Raw genomic sequence first — 17,971 nt, 5'->3', positions numbered from 1 at the left:
CATGAACATCTGCGTCGTCGCGCTCGGCAAGATCGGTCTGCCGCTGGCCGTGCAGTTCGCGTCCAAGGGGCACCGGGTGATCGGCGCCGACGTCTCCGAGCGGGTCGTCCAGCTGGTCAACGACGGTGCCGTGCCCTTCCCGGGTGAGGCCGACCTGGACGTCAAGCTCAAGGAGGCGGTGGCCGCCGGCCTGCTGTCGGCCACCACCGACACCGCCACCGCGGTCGCCGAGTCGGAGGCGGTCGTCGTGGTCGTGCCGCTGTTCGTGGACGCCGAGGGCGTGCCGGACTTCGGCTGGATGGACGACGCCACCCGGGCCATCGCCCGTGGGCTGAAGCCGGGCACGCTGGTCAGCTACGAGACCACGCTGCCGGTCGGCACCACCCGTAACCGGTGGGCGTCGATGCTCGCCGAGGGTTCCGGCCTGACCGCCGGCACCGACTTCCACCTGGTGTTCAGCCCGGAGCGGGTGCTCACCGGCCGGGTCTTCGCCGACCTGCGCCGCTACCCGAAGCTGGTCGGCGGCATCGACGAGGCGTCGGCCGCGCACGGCGTCCGGTTCTACGAGGCGGTGCTCGACTTCGACGAGCGCCCCGACCTGGACCGCCCCAACGGCGTGTGGGACCTCGGCTCGGCCGAGGCGTCCGAGCTGGCCAAGCTCGCCGAGACGACCTACCGGGACGTGAACATCGGCCTGGCGAACCAGTTCGCCCGCTTCGCCGACACCGTCGGCGTGGACGTCACCAAGGTCATCGAAGCGTGCAACACGCAGCCGTACAGCCACATCCACTCGCCGGGTATCGCCGTCGGCGGCCACTGCATCCCGATCTACCCGCGGATGTACCTGTGGAACGACCCGGCGGCCACCGTGGTCCGCTCGGCGCGTGAGGCCAACGCGGCCATGCCGGAGTACGCGGTCGACCTGCTCGCCGCCGCGTACGGCGACCTGACCGGGGTGGGCGTGCTGGTGCTGGGCGCCGCCTACCGGGGTGGCGTGAAGGAGACCGCGTTCTCCGGCGTCTTCCCGACCGTGGAGGCGCTGCGCCGCCGGGGCGCGGTGCCGTACGTGTCGGACCCGATGTACACGAACGAGGAGCTGGTCGCGCACGGCCTGCCCGGGTACGACGGCGAGCCGGTCGGCGCCGCCGTCATCCAGGCCGACCACGCGGAGTACCGCACCCTCGCCCCGGCCGACCTGCCGGGCGTGACGGTGCTTGTCGACGGCCGCCGGGTCACCGATCCGGCGCGCTGGACCGGCGTGCGCCGGGTGGTCATCGGGGGCTGACCCCAGCGGTTTCTCGGGCCCCGGCCGTTCTCGGACGGCCGGGGCCCGTCGCATGCCGTCATCGTCATGACGCCGTCCGGGGTTCACCTGCCGGACACCCCGGCAATACTTGTGTCATGTGATCCGTTTAGGGTCGCAGCCGTCGGAGATCGACTCGGACCGACATCGGCGGGGCAGACAGGGAGCGTTCGTTGTTGAGCAGAGTACGCAGCCAGCAGGGTCTCGCCGCGGTCGGCGCGACGCTTCTCGGCTACGCGGTCATGGTCCTCGCCGGAGTCCTCGGCCTGGTGGTCCCGTACGCGGTGGCCGCTGTGGTCGCCGTCGCCGGTGAGCTGGCCCTGACCGGGCGGCACACCGGGACCGCCGAGCTGCTGGACAAGGCCGGTCTGGGCGAGATCTTCCGTCGGCTGGTGCGGGACCTGTCGGTGGCCCTGCTGGTGATCGCCGCGGTGCGCCCCGGTGTGGCCGGCACCGTCGCCGTCCTGCTGCTGCCCGCCGCGCTGTGGACTGTGGCCGTCGCCACGAACGCGGTGACCAAGGTGATCGACGGCCGGGTCGACCCGCCGGCGTACACCCGCAACATCGACCTCGGCGCGCTGCGGCGGGTCCCGGTGCCGCCGGCCTGGGCGCGGCGGCTGGCCGGGCTGCGCATGCCGCTGCTGAACGTGCTGCTGGTGCCCGCGGCAGTGGTGGCCGCCGCGCTCGACCGGGTCGCTCCGGTGGTGGTCACCGGCCTGGCCACGCTCGCCGTGGGCCTGGCCACCGCCGCGGTGCTGGCGCTCACCGCGCTGCGCGGCCGGGGTGGGGCCCCGGGTGTGCTGCCCGCCGTGCACGACTGGATGGCCCGGGAGCGGCCCGAGGTGGCGCTCTACTTCGCCGGCCCGGCCAAGGACGTCTACCAGGCCAACATGTGGCTCGCGCCGGTGGAGGCGACCGGCCGCCGCGCCGTCGTGCTGCTGCGCGCCGCGGACGCGTTCGAGCAGCTCGCCGACACCCGGCTGCCGGTCATCTGCGTGCCGGCCGGCGTGGACTTCATGAACCTGGACCTCAGCTCGCTGCGCGTGGCGCTGTACGCGGCGAACGTCGGCGCCAACATCCACCTGCTGCGGGAGCCGGGCGTCAAGCACGTCTTCGTGGGTCACGGCGACAGCGACAAGCAGGCGAGCGTGAACCCGTACAGCAAGGTGTACGACGAGGTGTGGGTGGCCGGGCCGGCCGGGCGGGAACGGTACGCCCGGGCCGACGTCGGCGTGCTGGACCGCGACATCGTGGAGGTCGGCCGCCCGCAGCTCGCCGGGGTGCACACGTTCGGCTCCGGCGCCGCCGACCACCGGTTCACGGTGCTGTACGCGCCGACCTGGGAGGGCTGGCTCGACGACGACCCGTACCACACCTCGCTGGTGCTGATGGGCGAGCGGATCGTGTCCGGCCTGCTCGCCGCCGGGGACGTCCGGGTGATCTACAAGCCGCACCCGCTGACCGGCACGCGCTCGCCCAAGGCCCGCGCCGTGCACGAGCGGATCGTGGCCCGGATCAAGGCCGCCGGCGGCGAGACCGATCCGTCGTCGCTGGACGGCGCCGCGCACCTCGTGGTCACCGGCCGCACGCCCGGGCTGTTCGACTGCTTCAACGTCACCGACCTGCTGGTCAGCGACGTGTCCAGCGTGGTCTCCGACTTCGTGCAGAGCGAGCGTCCGTACGTGGTGGCCAACCCGGCCGGCCTGCCCGAGGACGAGTTCCGGCGGCAGTTCCCGACCGCGCGGGCCGCGTACCTGCTCTCGGCGGACTGCGGTGAGCTGGCGAAGATCCTCGACGTGACCCGGGCCGGCGACGACCCGATGACCGGGGCGCGGCGGGAGCTGAAGGAGTACCTGCTCGGACCGGCCGGGTCGAACCCGATGGACCGGTTCCGGGACGAGATCGGCCGGCTCTGCGGCTGAGGCGTACCGACGACAGGGGCGACGACCGGCGCGGTCGTCGCCCCTGTTCGTCCGGTCAGCCCTGCTGCGGCGGGTTGTCGACGTCGCGGGAGACGACCTCGCCCTTGGCGTCGACCCAGCCCTTCGGGCGGGCCGGGTTGCCGGCCACCAGCTGGTACGGCTTGACGTCGCGGGTCACCACCGAGCCGGCCGCGATCATCGCGTACTCGCCGACCTCGATGCCGCACACGAGCGTCGCGTTCGCGCCGATCGACGCGCCCCGGCGCACCAGCGTCGGGGTGATCGTCCAGTCCGGATTCTGGGCGCGCGGGCGGAAGTCGTTCGTGAACACCGCGCACGGGCCCACGAACACCTCGTCCTCGATGGTCACGCCCTGGTAGACCGAGACGTTGTTCTGGATCTTCACCAGGTCGCCGACGGTGACGCCCGCGTCGACGTAGACGTTGCGGCCGATCACGCAGCCGGCGCCGACCTGGGCGCTGGACCGGATGTGCGCCAGGTGCCAGACCTTGGTGCCGTCACCGACCTGGGCGCCGGACTCCACGTCGGCCGTCGGGTGGACGAAGACGGAGGCGGACCGGTCGTTGCTGTCAGTCATCTCAACTCGCATCACATGCCAGGGCGCGTCGCGCCGTCGGGCGGGCTCGACGCAGCATAACGAGCGCTCACCCGAGCAGTTCGGCCACCGCGTCGGCGGCGGGCCGGTCGGCCGGCAGGGGGTGCGCGGCGACCACCGCGTCCACCGGCAGCGCCGCGTACAGGTGCGGGAACAGCGCGCCGCCGCGGGACTCCTCCCAGCGCAGCGCGTCGCCGAGCCGGGACTCGTCGACCGCGAGCACCGTCAGGCCGGTGACCCCGGCGAAGAACCTCCGCGCGGTCTCCACCACCTGGTCGGCGGCGGACAGGTGGACGTAGCCGTCCTGCCGGTCCATCGCGGTGCCGGCGAACCGCCCGTCCGCCCGTGCCCGCGCCCACTCGTCGTCGGTGAGAATCTTGTAGATCACGGCAGCAGCCTAGAGCGGCCTCGCGTCCCGGCGGCGCGTCTGCCACCATTCGCAGGGCAACACGTCGAGTCGAGGGGGGAACGGGTGCGGATCCTCCTGGTCGAGGACGACCGCCGGGTCGCCGCGGCGTTGTCGTCCGCGCTGACCCGGCGCGGCTACCAGGTGGAACACGCCGCGACGGTGGCCGCCGCGCTCTCCGCCGCCCCCTGCGACCTGGTGCTGCTCGACCTGGGGCTGCCCGACGGCGACGGCACCGACCTGTGCCGCGAGCTGCGGCGGCGCAGCAGCCGGCTCGGCATCATCGCGGTGACCGCGCGCGGCGAGGAACGCGACCGGGTGCTGGGGCTACGGCTGGGCGCCGACGACTACGTGGTGAAGCCGTTCTCGATGGTGGAGCTGCAGGCGCGGATCGAGGCGGTGCTGCGCCGGGCCGCGCACACCGCGCCGCAGCGCAGCCTGATCGAGGCCGGCGCGGTCCGCATCGACGTGGGCGGCCGGACGGTGACGGTGGCCGGCCGGGACGTCACGCTCACCCGCAAGGAGTTCGACATCCTGCTGTCCCTGGCCCGCCAGCCCGGGGTGGCGGTGCCGCGCGAGCGGATCCTGCTCGACGTGTGGGGCACCACCTGGGCCGACCGGCACACCGTGGAGGTGCACGTCGGGTCGCTGCGCGGCAAGCTCGGCGACCCGACGCTGGTGGAGACCGTGCGCGGGGTCGGCTACCGGCTCCGCGACGCGTGAGGAGGGGTCCGTGCGCCGCCGGCTGGTGATCAGCTACCTGCTGCTGATGGTGCTGGTCCTGATCGCCCTGGAGACCCCGCTGGCGGCCACCCTCGCGACCCGGGAGACCGACCGGGTACGCGCCGACCGCCTCGCCGACGCCACCCGCTTCGCCTCGCTGGCCGGGCCGGCGTTGCGGGGCGGCAGTCCCGGCCCGCTGGACGGGGAACTGGCCGCCTACGACGCGCTCTACGGCATCGGCGCGGCGGTGGTGGACCGGGACCGCCGTACCGTGGTGGCCTCGTCCGGGTGGGAGCCGGACGCGGGCACCGGCCCGGCGCTCGACACCGCGCTGTCCGGGCAGCAGTTCAGCGGCCCGGAGTCGGTCTGGCCCTGGGTCGGCGGGCCGGTGGTGACGGCGGTGCCGATCAACGACGGCGGCGAGGTGCTCGGCGCCGTGGTCACGACCAGCCCGGCGGACGGCTTGCGTCGCACGGTCACCGTGTGGTGGCTGCTGCTGGCGGGCATCGGCCTGCTGGCGGTGCTGGCCTGCGTCTCGACCGCGTTCGGGCTGGCCGGCTGGGTGCTGCGCCCGGTCACCGAGCTGGACGCGGTGACCCACGAGATCGCCGAGGGCCGCCGCGCCGCGCGGGTCCGCGCCGGACTCGGGCCGCCCGAACTGCGCCGGCTGGCGACCAGCTTCAACGACATGGCCGACGCGGTGTCCGACGTGATGGACCGGCAACGCGCCTTCGTCGCGCACGCCAGCCACCAGCTGCGCAATCCGCTCACCGCGCTGCGCCTGCGGGTCGAGGAGCTGGGCCCCAGCCTGACCGACCCGGACTGGCGCGCCGAGCACCGGCTGGCGCTGGAGGAGACCGACCGGCTCGCCACGGTGCTCGACGCGCTGCTCACCCTGGCCCGCGCCGAGCGGGAGGAGAACCAGCGGGTGACTGTGGACGCCACCGCCACCGCCGCCTCCCGGGTGACGGCCTGGCTGCCGCTGGCCCGGCACCGCGAGGTCACGCTCCGCCTCGACGCCGAGGACGCGCCGGTGTACGCCTGGACCGTGCCGACCGCCATCGACCAGGCGCTGGACGCCCTGATCGACAACGCGGTGAAGTTCAGCGGCACCGGGGGAGAGGTGACGGTGACCGTACGCGCCGCCGGCGGCGGGACGGTGCTGACCGTCAGCGACACCGGTCCGGGCATGACGGCGAGTCAGCTCGACCAGGCCACCGAGCGGTTCTGGCGGGCGCCGGACGCGCAGAACGTCGACGGCGCCGGTCTGGGGCTGACCATCGCGGCAGTGCTCGTGGACGCCTCCGACGGCCGGCTCACCATGCGCCAGGGCGATCCCCGGGGCCTGGTCGCAGAGCTGTGGTTCCCGGCGCCCGCCGACGTGCCGGTCCGGTGCTGATCGGGCGTCAGGGCTTCGCGGCGCGGTACCACTGCGCCGCGCCCGGATGCAGCGGCAGCGGGGTGGTGACGATCGCCGACCGGGGACTCATCCGTCCCGCCGCCGGGTGGGCGGCGGCCAGTTCCGCCCGGCGGTCCATCAGCAGCCGGGTCACCTCCCGCACCAGCGCGGCGGGCAGGTCGGCGCGGACGATCAGGTAGTTCGGGTTCGCCACCGTGCTGACCGGGTCGGCCCGGTACACCGAGCGCGGCACGTCCCGGGTCACGTAGACCTGCCCGTACGCCCGGCGCAGCGGCTCGGTCCAGTCGCCCAGGTCCACGATCCGCAGCGAGGTCCGCTGGGCCAGCTCGGCGACGCCGCGCACCGGCAGCCCGCCGGAGAAGAAGAACGCGTCGATCCGCCCCTCCCGCAGCGCCGCCACCGAGTCGTCCAGCCCCAGGTGCTCCTGGCGTACCCGGTCGCCGCCGAGCTGCGCCACCGCCAGCAGGCGGCTGGCGGTGATCTCGGTGCCGGAGCCGTCGGCGCCCACCGACACCCGCCGCCCGCGCAGGTCGTCGAGCGTGCGGATCGGCCCGCCGGCGCGGGTGACCAGGTGCAGCAGGTCGTCGTAGACCCGGGCCACCGCGAGCACCGACGGATGTTCGGGCTCGCGCGGTGGCAGCACGTCGGCCTGGGTGAAGCCCAGCTCCGCCTCCCCGGCGCCGACCAGCCGCACGTTCTGCGCCGACGCGGCGGTGACCACCACCTCGGCCCGCACGCCGGGCACCTCCCGGTTGAGCAGCGCGGCGAGCGACTGGCCGAAGGCGTGGTAGACGGCGGTCGGGCTGCCGGTGGCGATGCGGATCCGGGTCGGCTCGGACGGCTCGTCCCGGCATCCGGTCAGCCCGGCGACGAGCAGCAGCACCAGCACGAGCGGGGCGGCGGCGCGCACAGGCCAGTGTCGGCTCACGGGCTGCACTCTGCGCCGTGCACCCGCCGGGGCGCAAGCCCACGCGGTGCGCGTACCGCAGCAGGCCGGGCCGGGCGGTCAGCTCGCCGGGGCCAGCTCCGCGCTCTCGGTGATCCGCTCCCGGTGCTCGCCGTTGGGCACCACCACCAGGAAGCAGCCCGAGCCGGGCCGCAGCGCCGCCGGCACGTCCAGCAGCGCCGCGCCGCGTACCAGCACCGCCGCCAGGTCCCGGTCGGCGAGCCGGATGCCGAGGCAGTGCCGGCGGACGTGCCGGCCACCGGCGAGCAGCGCGGCCCGCCAGGCCGCCGCGGCCAGCCGGGGCCGCCACAGCCGGCGTGCCGCCGAGGCGCCCGGGAACGGTCCGCCGAGCAGCTCCCGGCGGCCCTGCCGCCAGCCCGCGGTCAGCAGATTCGCGTACGCCGCCCGGTGCTGCGGCGGCACCGACAGCCGGTGCAGTTCGTAGCGGCGGCGCAGGCCACCGGTGGTCAGCTCGTGCTCCACAGGCACGTCGAGGCGGCCCAGCAGCTGCCGCATCCGCTGCGCCGCGTCCTCGCGGTTGAACTCGGCGATCCCGCCCCGGTGCGGTCCGGAGTCGAGACGGCGGACGTCGGCGGCCGGTGGCGGCGTGCAGCGCACCATGCAGGCGACCTCGAAGGCGTCGGTCAGGGTCAGCCAGTCCAGCGGCGGCGGCGGCGACGGGCGCGGGCGGTCGAGCAGCGTGGTGAGCATGGCGCGCTCCTCGGTCAGAGTCGGGGTACCTCTACCGTCGCTGCCGAGCGCCGGACCGGGAACCGATGCGCCCCAGCCTTGAGCAAAATTTGCGGGAAGCCCGCGGCTCAGAGTTCGGTGACCACCAGGTCGACCTGCCGGGGCCGCCCAGCCGCCCGGGGCGCCTCCTCGACCGTGTACTTCAGCTCCCGCAGCGCCCCCACCAGCGCGTCGGCGGTACGCGGCCGGGCGTCGGCGAGCAGCAGATCCCGCACCAGCCGGCCCTTCGTGGCCTTGTTGAAGTGGCTCACCACCGACCGGGTCGGTGTGCCGTCCACGATCCGTTCGTGCAGCACCCGTACCGTCACCGTGCGTTCGGCGAGCACGCCGCGCGGCGTCCAGGTGGCTGCGTACGCGCCGGACCGCAGGTCCAGCACCGGGCCGCGTCCGGCGGCCGGCTCCAGCACCGGGCTGAGCGCCTCCCGCCAGTACGCCGACAGTGCCCCGAGCCCCGGCAGCCGCGCCCCGATCGGGCAGCGGTACGGCGGGATCCGGTCGGCGAGGCGTACCGCGCCCCACAGGCCGGAGCTGATCAGCACCTGGCGGCGGGCCGCCCGCTGCGCGTCGGGCGGCAGCGTGTCCAGGCCGAGCGCCTCGTAGAGCACCCCGGTGTAGAGCCGCCCGGCCGGTGCGGTGGCCGCCTCCCGCAGCCGGGCGTTGCGCCGCAGCTCGCCGCGCTGCCCCTCGGTGAGGCCCAGCGCGGTCCGGGCCGCCGTCTCGTCCGGCCCGGAGCACAGGTCGACGAGCGCGGTCAGGACCGCCTCCCGGGCCGGGTTCAGCTCGGTCAGGGACAGCCGGGACAGGTCCAGCCGGCGGCCGGTGCCGGCCTCGGCCTTCCCCTCCGACGGGGGCAGCAGGATGAGCACCGGCACAGCGTACGGGCCGGGGTCAGCGCCACGGTCGCACGGCACGGTCGGGGTGGTACACGCGACTGCCGCCCACCTCGGCCACCACCGCCGCGTCGGCACTGTCGCCCAGCAGCCGTCGCAGGGTGCGTTCGGCGGGGGAGCCGACGGCCAGCACGTACCCGGGCCGGTCCGCGCGCGCCACCCGCTGCCAGTACGCCGGATAGCGGTTCTGCCCGGGCGTGAGCGCGCCGTCGAGCACACCGCAGGCGACGGTCTCCCCGGTGTTGAAGATCAGCCGGTTGCAGGTCCAGTAGTCCCCGTACACCTCGTGCAGACCGGCCTGCCGCACCGTGTCGGCCAGGCGGCGGGCGGTGCGCTCCTCGTCCCGTACGCCCGGCACGCCGGGCAGGAACGCCACGGTCCCGGCGACAGTGGCGGCGGTCAGCGCGGCCAGCACCACCGCCGCCGTGGCGCCGCCCAGCCGGGCCGCCCGTCCGGCGGTGCCCCGCACCGCGTGCGCGGCGGCCAGCCAGAGCGGCCACAGCACGGCCGGCAGCGAGATCTGGAGCACCGACAGGTAGCGGGCGTTGCCGAGCGGGTCGGTCGCGGCGAGCGGGCTGCGCACGTACGCCAGAAGTGTCAGCGCCGCGCCCACGACCAGCGCGAGGATCGCCACGGCCCGGACCCGCGCGGCGTGGTCGGCGGCCCGGCGGTACGCGCGCAGCCCGAGCGCGGCGGCGGCCACCAGCAGCACCGGGTAGAGCACGCCGAACCACTGCGCCCAGCGCGCGCAGCCGTCCATCGGGCACATGCCCGACGCCAGCGGCACCCCCTCCAGCAGCCCGCCGCGCAGCCGCTCGGCGAGCGAAGGCGCGACCCCCTCCTTGGTGCTGATCTCGCGGAACACCGACAGCGAGTCCTGCCCGGGTGGCGCGACGAGGTTGTCCTTGACCACCGGGGCGATCCCGGCCAGGAAGCCCACGACCAGCAGCACGCCCGGCCAGCCGATCAGGTCCCGGGGCACCGCCACCGCGAGCACCACGGCGGCCACCAGCAGGTACGGGGCGATCAGCCAGTCCGACCACAGCGCCAGCCCGGCGAGCAGCCCGAACGCGCCGGTGGCCAGCCAGTGGTGCCGGACCCGCCGGTCGCCCAGGGCCACCGCGAGCAGCAGCATCGCCAGCACCGCCGGCTTCACCTCCGGACGGCCGCCGACGGCGGTGAGCTGGTCGCGGACCACCCGTTCCGAGCCGAGCGCGAGCAGGCCCACCACGACCACCGCGAGCCAGGGGGAGAACAGGCGGCGGGTCAGCCGGTACGCCAGCCACAGGAAGACCGCGAAGAGCGCGAGCAGCGGCAGCCGCAGCAGCGGCCAGCTCGGCCCGGCCCAGCCGACCAGCGGCGCGGCCAGGTACGACTCCAGCACGCCCATGTAGCGCTGGCCGTAGAGGAAGACCGGCCGCTCACCACCGCCGGCGATGTGCAGCGCGGCCAGGCCGAACGTGGCCTCGTCGCTGTTCGACGCGGGCACCGTGAGCAGTGTCAGCACCAGCCGGTAGCCGACAGCCGCGGCGCCGAGCAGCAGCGCCACCAGCGCCGGCGCGTCCGGACGTGGCAGTACCCGGTCCCGCTTCGTCGTCGACACGACAAACGCCCCCGTCGTCGTCCCGACCGCAGTCTGTCACGGCGGCGCCCGCCGCCGGGTCGGATCGGCGTGGATCACTCGCGTGGCCCGGCCGGTCCGGTTGTGGCACTGTTGCCGTGTGCCGCCCACACCACCGGACCAGCTTGCCGTTCCGCAACTGCACCGCGCCGCGCGCTTCGAGGACGCCGTGCACGGCCTGGTGGAGCGCCGGTTGCGGCGCACCGGGTGGCAGCCCAACATCATCGCGTACGCGGGCTACGGCGCCCCCGGCTGGGCGCGCGTGCTCTGCCGCGTGCTGCTCGGGCGTCCGGACACCCGGCGCCGGGGCCGGCTGGACAAGGTGCGGGGCTGGCGCAGCTTCGCCACGCTGCCCGCCAAGCACGTGAAGGTGACGATCGAGGCCGACGGCGTGCGCCAGGAGGTGACCGCCGACCGCAGCGGCTTCGTCGACACCGTGATCGAGGCCGACTTCGCCCCCGGCTGGGGCTGCGTACGCCTCAGCGTCGCCGATGCCGAGCCGGTGGAGGCGCTGGTCCGCGTCCTCGACCCGGCGGTGCGCTTCGGCATCCTCTCCGACATCGACGACACGGTCATGGTGACCGCGCTGCCCCGGCCGCTGCTGGCCGCGTGGAACACGTTCGTGCTGGACGAGCACGCCCGCACCGCCGTGCCCGGCATGGCAGTGCTGTACGAGCGGCTGGCCACCGCCCACCCGGGCGCGCCGGTGTTCTACCTGTCCACCGGCGCCTGGAACGTCGCGCCGACACTCACCCGGTTCCTGTCCCGGCACCTCTACCCGGCCGGGCCGCTGCTGCTCACCGACTGGGGGCCGACCGCCGACAGGTGGTTCCGCAGCGGCCGGGAACACAAGCGGGCCACGCTGGCCCGGCTGTCCCGGGAGTTCCCCGAGGTGCGGTGGCTGCTGATCGGCGACGACGGGCAGCACGACCCGGAGATCTACCGGGAGTTCGCCGCCGCGCACCCGGACAACGTGGCCGGGGTGGCGATCCGGCGGCTGTCCCCGACCCAGTCGGTGCTCGCAGGCAGCCTGCCCGCGCCGGCCGGCCGGTCGTCATCGGGGCCGATCGGCCAGAAGTGGCTGAGCGCCCCCGACGGCGCCGGCCTCTGGAAGCTCCTCCGAGAAGCCGACCTGGTCTGACTCCTGCGGTCGCGCCCGCGGCGACGGGCGGTCGCTCAACACGGTGCGTAGTCACGCCCCAGGAAACTACTTCCCGCGACGGTGATGACTCAGAGGCATGAATATGCCTCTGAGTCATAACGCTCAAACCGAGAACCTCCCGCCGGCCCGGGTAGTACCGGCGAGGGTGATCTGCCGACCGGGAGCAGGGTGCGGTGCGGAGCGGTCGCCGATCGGGTCGGCTGACCACCGGGCGCCGCCTCAGGCCGGGCGGAGCCAGAGGACGCCCAGTGGCGGCACGTGCAGCGCCACCGACGCGGGCAGGCCGTGCCACGGCACGTTCTCCGCGTGCACCTCGCCCAGGTTGCCCACGCCGGAACCGCCGTAGTGGTGGGCGTCGGTGTTCAGCGCCTCGGCCCACGTACCTGCTGCCGGCAGGCCGATCCGGTAGTCCTCCAGCGGCAGCGCGGAGAAGTTCGCCACGCACACCAGCGTCTGCCCGTCCGGGGCGATCCGGATGAACGACACCGCGTTGTTGGCGACGTCGTCCCCGGCGATCCAGCGGAAGCCGGCCGGGTCGGTGTCCTGCGCCCAGAGCGCCGGGCTGGCCCGGTAGACCCGGTTCAGGTCGGCCACCAGCCGCTGCACGCCGGCGCGGGCCGGGTCGTGGGTGAGGTACCAGTCGAGGCCCCGCTCCTCGCTCCACTCCCTGTCGTCGGCCAGTTCGCAGCCCATGAACAGCAACTGCTTGCCCGGGTGCGCCCACATGTACGCCAGCAACGCCCGCACGGTGGCCAGCCGCTGCCAGGTGTCGCCGGGCATCTTGCCGGCCAGTGACCCCTTGCCGTGCACCACCTCGTCGTGGCTGATCGGCAGCACGTAGTTCTCGCTCCACGCGTACGCCAGCGAGAACGTGAGCTGATGGTGGTGGTGCTGGCGGTAGATCGGGTCCTTCGAGGTGTAGAGCAGGGTGTCGTGCATCCAGCCCATGTTCCACTTGAACCCGAACCCGAGCCCGCCCTCCGAGGTCGGCTTGGTGACGCCGGGCCAGGCGGTGGACTCCTCGGCGATCATCAGTACGCCCGGGTGGTGCCGGTAGACGGTGGCGTTCACCTCCTGGAGGAACGCGATGGCCTCCAGGTTCTCCCGGCCGCCGTGCACGTTCGGCGCCCACTGCCCGTCGGAGCGGGAGTAGTCCAGGTAGAGCATCGAGGCCACCGCGTCCACGCGCAGCCCGTCGATGTGGAACTCGTCCAGCCAGTAGAGCGCGTTGGCGACGAGGAAGTTGCGGACCTCGTTGCGGCCGAAGTCGAAGACGTACGTGCCCCAGTCGGGGTGCTCGCCGCGACGCGGGTCGGGGTGCTCGTACAGCGGGGTGCCGTCGAAGCGCGCGAGCGCCCACTCGTCCTTCGGGAAGTGCGCCGGCACCCAGTCCAGGAGCACGCCGATGCCGGCGGCGTGCAGCCGGTCGACGAGGTGGCGGAAGTCGTCCGGGTCGCCGAACCGGGCGGTCGGCGCGTAGTAGCCGGTGACCTGGTAGCCCCACGAGCCGCCGAACGGGTGCTCCATCACCGGCAGGAACTCCACGTGGGTGAAGCCCATCTCCAGCACGTACGCGGTGAGCTGATCGGCCAGTTCCCGGTAGCCGAGGCCGGGGCGCCAGGAGCCCAGGTGCACCTCGTACACGCTCATCGGCTCCTGGTGCGGCGCCTGCCGGGACCGGCGCGCGAGCCAGTCCGCGTCGCCCCACTCGTACCGTGACTCGTGCACCACCGACGCGGTGGTCGGCGGCACCTCGGTGCGCGCGGCCATCGGGTCGGCCTTGTCCCGCCACCGGCCGTCGGCGCCGAGGATGCGGTACTTGTAGCGGCTGCCCACCGGCATGCCAGGCACGAAGATCTCCCACACGCCACTGGACCCGAGCGACCGCATCGGCCACCCGTCGTCCGGCGCCCAGCCGGTGACGTCGCCGATCAGCCGCACCGCGCGGGCGTTCGGCGCCCAGACGGTGAACGCGACGCCCTCGTCGAACACACGGGCGCCGAGCGCCGCCCAGAGCCGCTCGTGCCGGCCCTCGCCGATCAGGTGCAGGTCGAGGTCGCCGAGCGTGGGCGGATAACGGTACGGGTCGTCGTGCGTCGTGCCGTCCACCTCGACCCGGTAGTCGAGCACCTCGCCGGGGAGCACCGCCTCGAAGACACCCGCGTCGTGGACCCGCTTCATCGGGTGCCGTTCGCCGCCGGCGAGCACCGCCACCTCGCCCGCGCCCCGGCGCAGCGTCCGGATCGTGGTGCTCCCGTCGGCCGGATGTGCGCCGAGCACGGCGTGCGGGTCGTGTACCTCGCCGGTGATCAGCTGGTCCATCGGGCGTCGTCCTTGTCGGCCGGTGCGGTCGGGGCGGTGCCGCCGGAGAGGTCGGCGGGTACGTCTTCCACTGTGAGGTCGGGCGCGGCCGGGTGCTCCGGCGCGGTGGGGGCCGGTGCGGCCGGGCGGCGCACGGTGAGCACGTGCGCCGGTTGCAGGTACGGGTCGAGGCGTACCGCGTTGCGCTGTCCCCAGCCGTACTCGGCGCCGGTCAGCTCGTCGCGCACGGTGAACCGCTCGTGCCAGTCCAGGCCGAGCGCCGGCATGTCGAGCGTGGTGTTGCCCCACTGCACCTCGCGGGAGTCGAACGAGCAGACCACGATCACCGTGTTGCCGGTCTCCGGGTCGTGCTTCGACCAGCACAGCAGCGCCGGGTTGTCGATGTCGTGGAACCGCAGGTTGCGCAGCCGGTGCAGGGCGGGGTTGTCCCGGCGTACCCGGTTCAGCGTGGTGATGAACGGCGCGAGCGACCGGCCCTGCGCCAGCGCGGCGTCCCAGTCCCGGGGCCGCAGCTCGTACTTCTCGTTGTCCAGGTACTCCTCGGCGCCCGGCCGCGCGACGTGCTCGAACAGCTCGAACCCGGCGTACATGCCCCAGGAGGGGGACAGCAGCGCCGCCAGCACCGCGCGGATCTTGAACATCGGCGGGCCGCCGTGCTGCAACGACGAGTGCAGGATGTCCGGCGTGTTCGGCCAGAAGTTCGGCCGCATCCAGTCGACCGAGGCGACCAGTTCCTCGCAGTACTCCCGCATCTCGGCCGCCGTCGTACGCCAGGTGAAATAGGTGTACGACTGGGTGAAGCCGACCTTGCCGAGGCCGTGCATGATCGCCGGCCGGGTGAACGCCTCGGCCAGGAACAGCACGTCCGGGTCGACCTTCTTGACCTCGGCGATCAGCCAGTGCCAGAAGTCGAACGGCTTCGTGTGCGGGTTGTCCACCCGGAAGATCCGGATGCCCTCGCCGACCCAGTGCAGCACCACCCGCAGCACCTCGGCCCGGATGCCCTCGGGGTCGTTGTCGAAGTTCAGCGGGTAGATGTCCTGGTATTTCTTCGGCGGGTTCTCCGCGTACGCGATGCTGCCGTCGGCCCGAGTGGTGAACCACTCCGGGTGCTCGGTGACCCACGGATGATCCGGCGCGCACTGCAACGCCAGGTCCATCGCCACCTCCAGCCCCTGCTCGGCGGCGGCGGCGACGAAGTCCCGGAAGTCCTCCGGCGTACCCAGGTCGGGGTGGATGGCGTCGTGGCCGCCCTCGGCCGCGCCGATCGCCCACGGCGAGCCCACGTCGTCCGGACCGGCGGTGAGCGCGTTGTTGCGGCCCTTGCGGTTGACCCGGCCGATCGGGTGGATCGGCGGCAGGTAGAGCACGTCGAAACCCATCGCCGCGACACCCGGCAGCCGCTCGATCGCGGTGGCGAACGTGCCGGAACGCGCGGGCGCGTCGACTGTGGCGGGAATCGCGCCCTCGGAGCGGGGGAAGAACTCGTACCAGGCGGAGAAGAGCGCCCGCGGCCGGTCCACCCACAGCGTGCGCTCCTCGCCGGTGGTGACCAGCTCACGCACCGGGTGCGCCCAGAGCAGGTCGGCCAGATCCAGCGCCGCGCTCACCCGCCGCGGCAGGTCCAGGTCGTCGTCGGCCAGGGCCCGCACGGCTTCGCGTACGCGATCCCGGTCGGCCTTCGGCACCAGGTCGAGCGCGGCGGTCAGCACGCGTACGCCCTCGGCCAGGTCGTTCGCCAGCTCGGCCGCGCCCTGGCCGACGGCGAGCTTCTTGGTGACCGCGTTCTGCCAGGTGAGGTACGGATCTCCGAACGCCTCCACGGCGAAGCGCCACAGGCCCACCGCGTCCGGGCGGATGGTGGCGTGCCAGCGGTCCTGCCCGGGCTCGCCCGGACGCATCCGGGTGAACGGGCGGGCCGCGCCGTCCGGGCCGAGCCAGACCACGTTGCACCCGAGCGCGTCGTGGCCCTCGCGATAGGCCCGTGCCGACACCGGCACGACCTCGCCGACCACCGCCTTGGCCGGGTAGCGACCGCAGGAGACGACGGGGGAGACGTCTTCGATCGGGAACCGTCCAGTCACCCGCTCAACCTACTGCGCGAGATCCTCTCGCGCTCGGTTGCGCGCTGCTTCCACGGCGACGCGCCCGCCCGGGTGGGCGGGCCTGCCGGGTCAGCGCCGGGCCCGCCACGCCTTGGCACGCCGCATGTAGCGCAGCACCCCGGCCGGCCCGGTGGAGACGGGCCAGTCGTCGGTGCGGAAGTAGGCGTCCGAGCCGCCGTCCAGGAAGATCACCGAACCGCAGAGGAAGTCGGCGGCCGGCGACAGCATGAACGCCACCCACTCGCCGACGTCCGCCGGCTTGCCGCGCCCGCCGATCGGCACCGGCAGCCCCTCGACCGCCTCCTTCTCGCCCCGGGCGATCTGCTCCTCCAACAGCGGGGTGGCGATGATGCCGGGGGCCAGGACGTTCACCCGGATGCCGGCGCCGGCCCACTCCGGCGAGATCGCGGCGCGGCGTGCCCACCGCGTCACCGCCAGCTTCGAGCTCGCGTACGCGAACGGCGCCGAGCGCTTGCCGAAGCGCCCCACCACGCGCAGCGCCCGGTCGGCGTCGCGGTCGAGCAGGGCCCGCACGGCGCGCTCCGGCACCATCGGGGTGAGCGTGACGGAGTTCGAGCCGAACACCACGACCTTGCTGTTGCCGGCGGCGGCCAGCGCCGGTCGCCACGCCTCGAGCAGCTCCACCACGCCAAAGAAGTTGACCTGCTGCACGAGCCGGTCCCGGCCGGGGATGCCGCCGAGCCCGGCGGCGCAGACCGCCCCGTCGAGCCGCCCTCCGGCGCGCTCCAGCACCTCGGTGGCCGCCGCCGCGCGCCCGGTCGGCGTGGAGAGGTCGGCGACGACCTCCACGTCCCGCAGGTCGACGCCGACGACTGTGTGCCCGTCGCGCCGCAGCCGCTCGGCGGACGCCCGGCCCATGCCGGAGGCCGCGCCGGTCACCGCGTACGTACCCATGTCGGTTCCTCTCCGCTTCGCCGACTGTCGGTCCGGGTCGGCCCCGTGCGTCCTGCCGGATGCTGGCACGCCGGGCGGACCCGGGTGCGGCGAAACCGTGCCTATTCCGCCGTCCGGCGGCCCTCGGCCCGCTGCGCGACGAACACGAACTCCCGATCGGGGCGATCAGGCGCCTGCCGCACGTCGAGCACCCGGTATCCGGCGGCGGTCAGGCTCGACTCGACCTCGTCGCGGTCGCGGAACCGCAGCGTCGAGTCCGACGTGACCACCGTCCCGTCGGGCAGGAACCGGTAGGTGAAGCGGAAGGAGACGAACGGCAGGTCGATCGCGGTGACCCGGAAACGCCGTTCCACCCGCCCGACGCCCGGTACGGATCGGACGATCGCGCTGGTATCCGTCGCCCACTCCTCCCAGACACGATGGTCGGGACGCCGGGTCTCGAAGACCAGATGCCCCTCCGGTCGGAGCGCGGCGTGGATGCCCTGGAGCGTCCGTCCCCAGTCGGCGTCGGTCAGGAAGACCTGCGCCACGTTCCCGGTCATCGTGGCCAGGTCGGCGCTGAGCGCGGGCAGCGCCGTGGCGTCGCCGTGGATCCAGTGGACCGCGCCGGCCGCGTCCTTGGCCCGCGCGACGTCGAGGGACGCCCCGGCCGGGTCGACGCCGACGACCGCGTACCCGTGCCGGGCCAGCAGGACCGCCAGCGACCCGGTCCCGCAGCCCACGTCGAGCACCGTGCGCGCGCCCAGCTCACTGGCGAGCGTCACGTAGGCGGCCAGGTCGTCCCGGTCGGGGTCGAAGGCGTCGTAGACCGGCGCGAGACGCGGATGGGCGAAGATCGCATCGGGCATCCGGCGACCCTACCCAGGCTTG

At 74.0% G+C, this 17,971-nt stretch carries 15 protein-coding genes; 5 read left to right on the top strand and 10 right to left on the bottom strand.

The annotated features are described in order from the left end of the window. The first annotated feature begins 1 nt into the window (after position 1). Positions 2-1,285 (top strand): nucleotide sugar dehydrogenase, encoded by a 1,284-nt coding sequence (locus SM452_RS10505; RefSeq protein WP_135239225.1) that lies wholly within the window; start codon positions 2-4, stop codon positions 1,283-1,285. A gap of 191 nt (positions 1,286-1,476) precedes the next feature. After that, the gene (locus SM452_RS10500; RefSeq protein ID WP_463839804.1) at positions 1,477-3,225 is read left to right on the top strand and encodes a CDP-glycerol glycerophosphotransferase family protein; all 1,749 of its coding nucleotides are present in this window, start codon (positions 1,477-1,479) and stop codon (positions 3,223-3,225) included. Positions 3,226-3,280: 55 nt separating this feature from the next. Here SM452_RS10500 and SM452_RS10495 read toward each other — a convergent pair whose 3' ends face one another. Both SM452_RS10495 and SM452_RS10490 read right to left on the bottom strand, forming a co-directional pair. Beyond that, positions 3,281-3,823, bottom strand: coding sequence for an acyltransferase (locus tag SM452_RS10495; RefSeq protein WP_262012214.1), 543 nt, complete (start codon positions 3,821-3,823; stop codon positions 3,281-3,283). 67 nt (positions 3,824-3,890) lie between these two features. Next, on the bottom strand, positions 3,891-4,229 hold the full coding sequence (locus SM452_RS10490; protein ID WP_262012215.1) for a DUF952 domain-containing protein: 339 nt from the start codon (positions 4,227-4,229) through the stop codon (positions 3,891-3,893). A gap of 84 nt (positions 4,230-4,313) precedes the next feature. Here SM452_RS10490 and SM452_RS10485 point away from each other — a divergent pair, with 84 nt between their 5' ends. Continuing rightward, complete coding sequence (locus tag SM452_RS10485) at positions 4,314-4,970, top strand: response regulator transcription factor (RefSeq protein ID WP_262012216.1); 657 nt, start codon at positions 4,314-4,316, stop codon at positions 4,968-4,970. A gap of 10 nt (positions 4,971-4,980) precedes the next feature. After that, a complete protein-coding gene (locus SM452_RS10480) occupies positions 4,981-6,369 on the top strand; it encodes a sensor histidine kinase (RefSeq protein ID WP_463839803.1) in 1,389 nt (462 codons plus the stop codon). 7 nt (positions 6,370-6,376) lie between these two features. Here SM452_RS10480 and SM452_RS10475 read toward each other — a convergent pair whose 3' ends face one another. The 4 genes from SM452_RS10475 to SM452_RS10460 all read right to left on the bottom strand — a co-directional run bounded on the left by SM452_RS10475 (position 6,377) and on the right by SM452_RS10460 (position 10,579). Further along, positions 6,377-7,300 (bottom strand): TAXI family TRAP transporter solute-binding subunit, encoded by a 924-nt coding sequence (locus SM452_RS10475; protein WP_436798874.1) that lies wholly within the window; start codon positions 7,298-7,300, stop codon positions 6,377-6,379. 96 nt (positions 7,301-7,396) lie between these two features. After that, positions 7,397-8,047, bottom strand: coding sequence for a hypothetical protein (locus tag SM452_RS10470; protein WP_463839802.1), 651 nt, complete (start codon positions 8,045-8,047; stop codon positions 7,397-7,399). Positions 8,048-8,154: 107 nt separating this feature from the next. Then, positions 8,155-8,958, bottom strand: a complete 804-nt coding sequence (yaaA, locus tag SM452_RS10465) for a peroxide stress protein YaaA (protein ID WP_463839895.1) — start codon at positions 8,956-8,958, stop codon at positions 8,155-8,157. Between the two features lie 16 nt (positions 8,959-8,974). After that, positions 8,975-10,579 carry a hypothetical protein gene (locus SM452_RS10460; RefSeq protein WP_463839801.1) on the bottom strand — a complete coding sequence of 535 codons (1,605 nt, stop codon included), beginning with the start codon at positions 10,577-10,579 and terminating at the stop codon, positions 8,975-8,977. Positions 10,580-10,661: 82 nt separating this feature from the next. Here SM452_RS10460 and SM452_RS10455 point away from each other — a divergent pair, with 82 nt between their 5' ends. Continuing rightward, on the top strand, positions 10,662-11,738 hold the full coding sequence (locus SM452_RS10455) for an App1 family protein (RefSeq protein ID WP_402808103.1): 1,077 nt from the start codon (positions 10,662-10,664) through the stop codon (positions 11,736-11,738). Positions 11,739-11,978: 240 nt separating this feature from the next. On the opposite strand, the gene glgB is transcribed toward SM452_RS10455, so the two are convergent. The 4 genes from glgB to SM452_RS10435 form a co-directional block, all read right to left on the bottom strand. Continuing rightward, on the bottom strand, positions 11,979-14,081 hold the full coding sequence (gene glgB, locus SM452_RS10450; protein WP_463839800.1) for a 1,4-alpha-glucan branching protein GlgB: 2,103 nt from the start codon (positions 14,079-14,081) through the stop codon (positions 11,979-11,981). Then, a complete protein-coding gene (locus SM452_RS10445) occupies positions 14,069-16,165 on the bottom strand; it encodes an alpha-1,4-glucan--maltose-1-phosphate maltosyltransferase (protein WP_463839799.1) in 2,097 nt (698 codons plus the stop codon). Before SM452_RS10445 ends, glgB begins: the two co-directional genes overlap by 13 nt. A 90-nt stretch (positions 16,166-16,255) precedes the next feature. Further along, a complete protein-coding gene (locus tag SM452_RS10440) occupies positions 16,256-17,101 on the bottom strand; it encodes an SDR family oxidoreductase (RefSeq protein WP_262012224.1) in 846 nt (281 codons plus the stop codon). Positions 17,102-17,202: 101 nt separating this feature from the next. Next, entirely contained in the window at positions 17,203-17,949 is a 747-nt protein-coding gene (locus tag SM452_RS10435; protein WP_355507579.1) for a class I SAM-dependent methyltransferase, read from the bottom strand. Positions 17,950-17,971 lie beyond the last annotated feature (22 nt).

It is taken from the genome of Micromonospora sp. SYSU B005 (genome assembly GCF_055362685.1).
Note: the sequence above shows the minus strand (reverse complement) of the source record. Positions and strands in the feature narration are given on the sequence as shown.

Excerpts from the sequence above, each read along its gene's own strand:
- SM452_RS10505 (WP_135239225.1), top strand. The coding sequence starts at position 2 with ATGAACATCTGCGTCGTCGCGCTCGGCAAGATCGGTCTGCCGCTGGCC.
- SM452_RS10495 (WP_262012214.1), bottom strand. The coding sequence starts at position 3,823 with ATGACTGACAGCAACGACCGGTCCGCCTCCGTCTTCGTCCACCCGACG.
- SM452_RS10470 (WP_463839802.1), bottom strand. The coding sequence starts at position 8,047 with ATGCTCACCACGCTGCTCGACCGCCCGCGCCCGTCGCCGCCGCCGCCG.
- glgB (WP_463839800.1), bottom strand. The coding sequence starts at position 14,081 with ATGGACCAGCTGATCACCGGCGAGGTACACGACCCGCACGCCGTGCTC.
- SM452_RS10440 (WP_262012224.1), bottom strand. The coding sequence starts at position 17,101 with ATGGGTACGTACGCGGTGACCGGCGCGGCCTCCGGCATGGGCCGGGCG.
- SM452_RS10435 (WP_355507579.1), bottom strand. The coding sequence starts at position 17,949 with ATGCCCGATGCGATCTTCGCCCATCCGCGTCTCGCGCCGGTCTACGAC.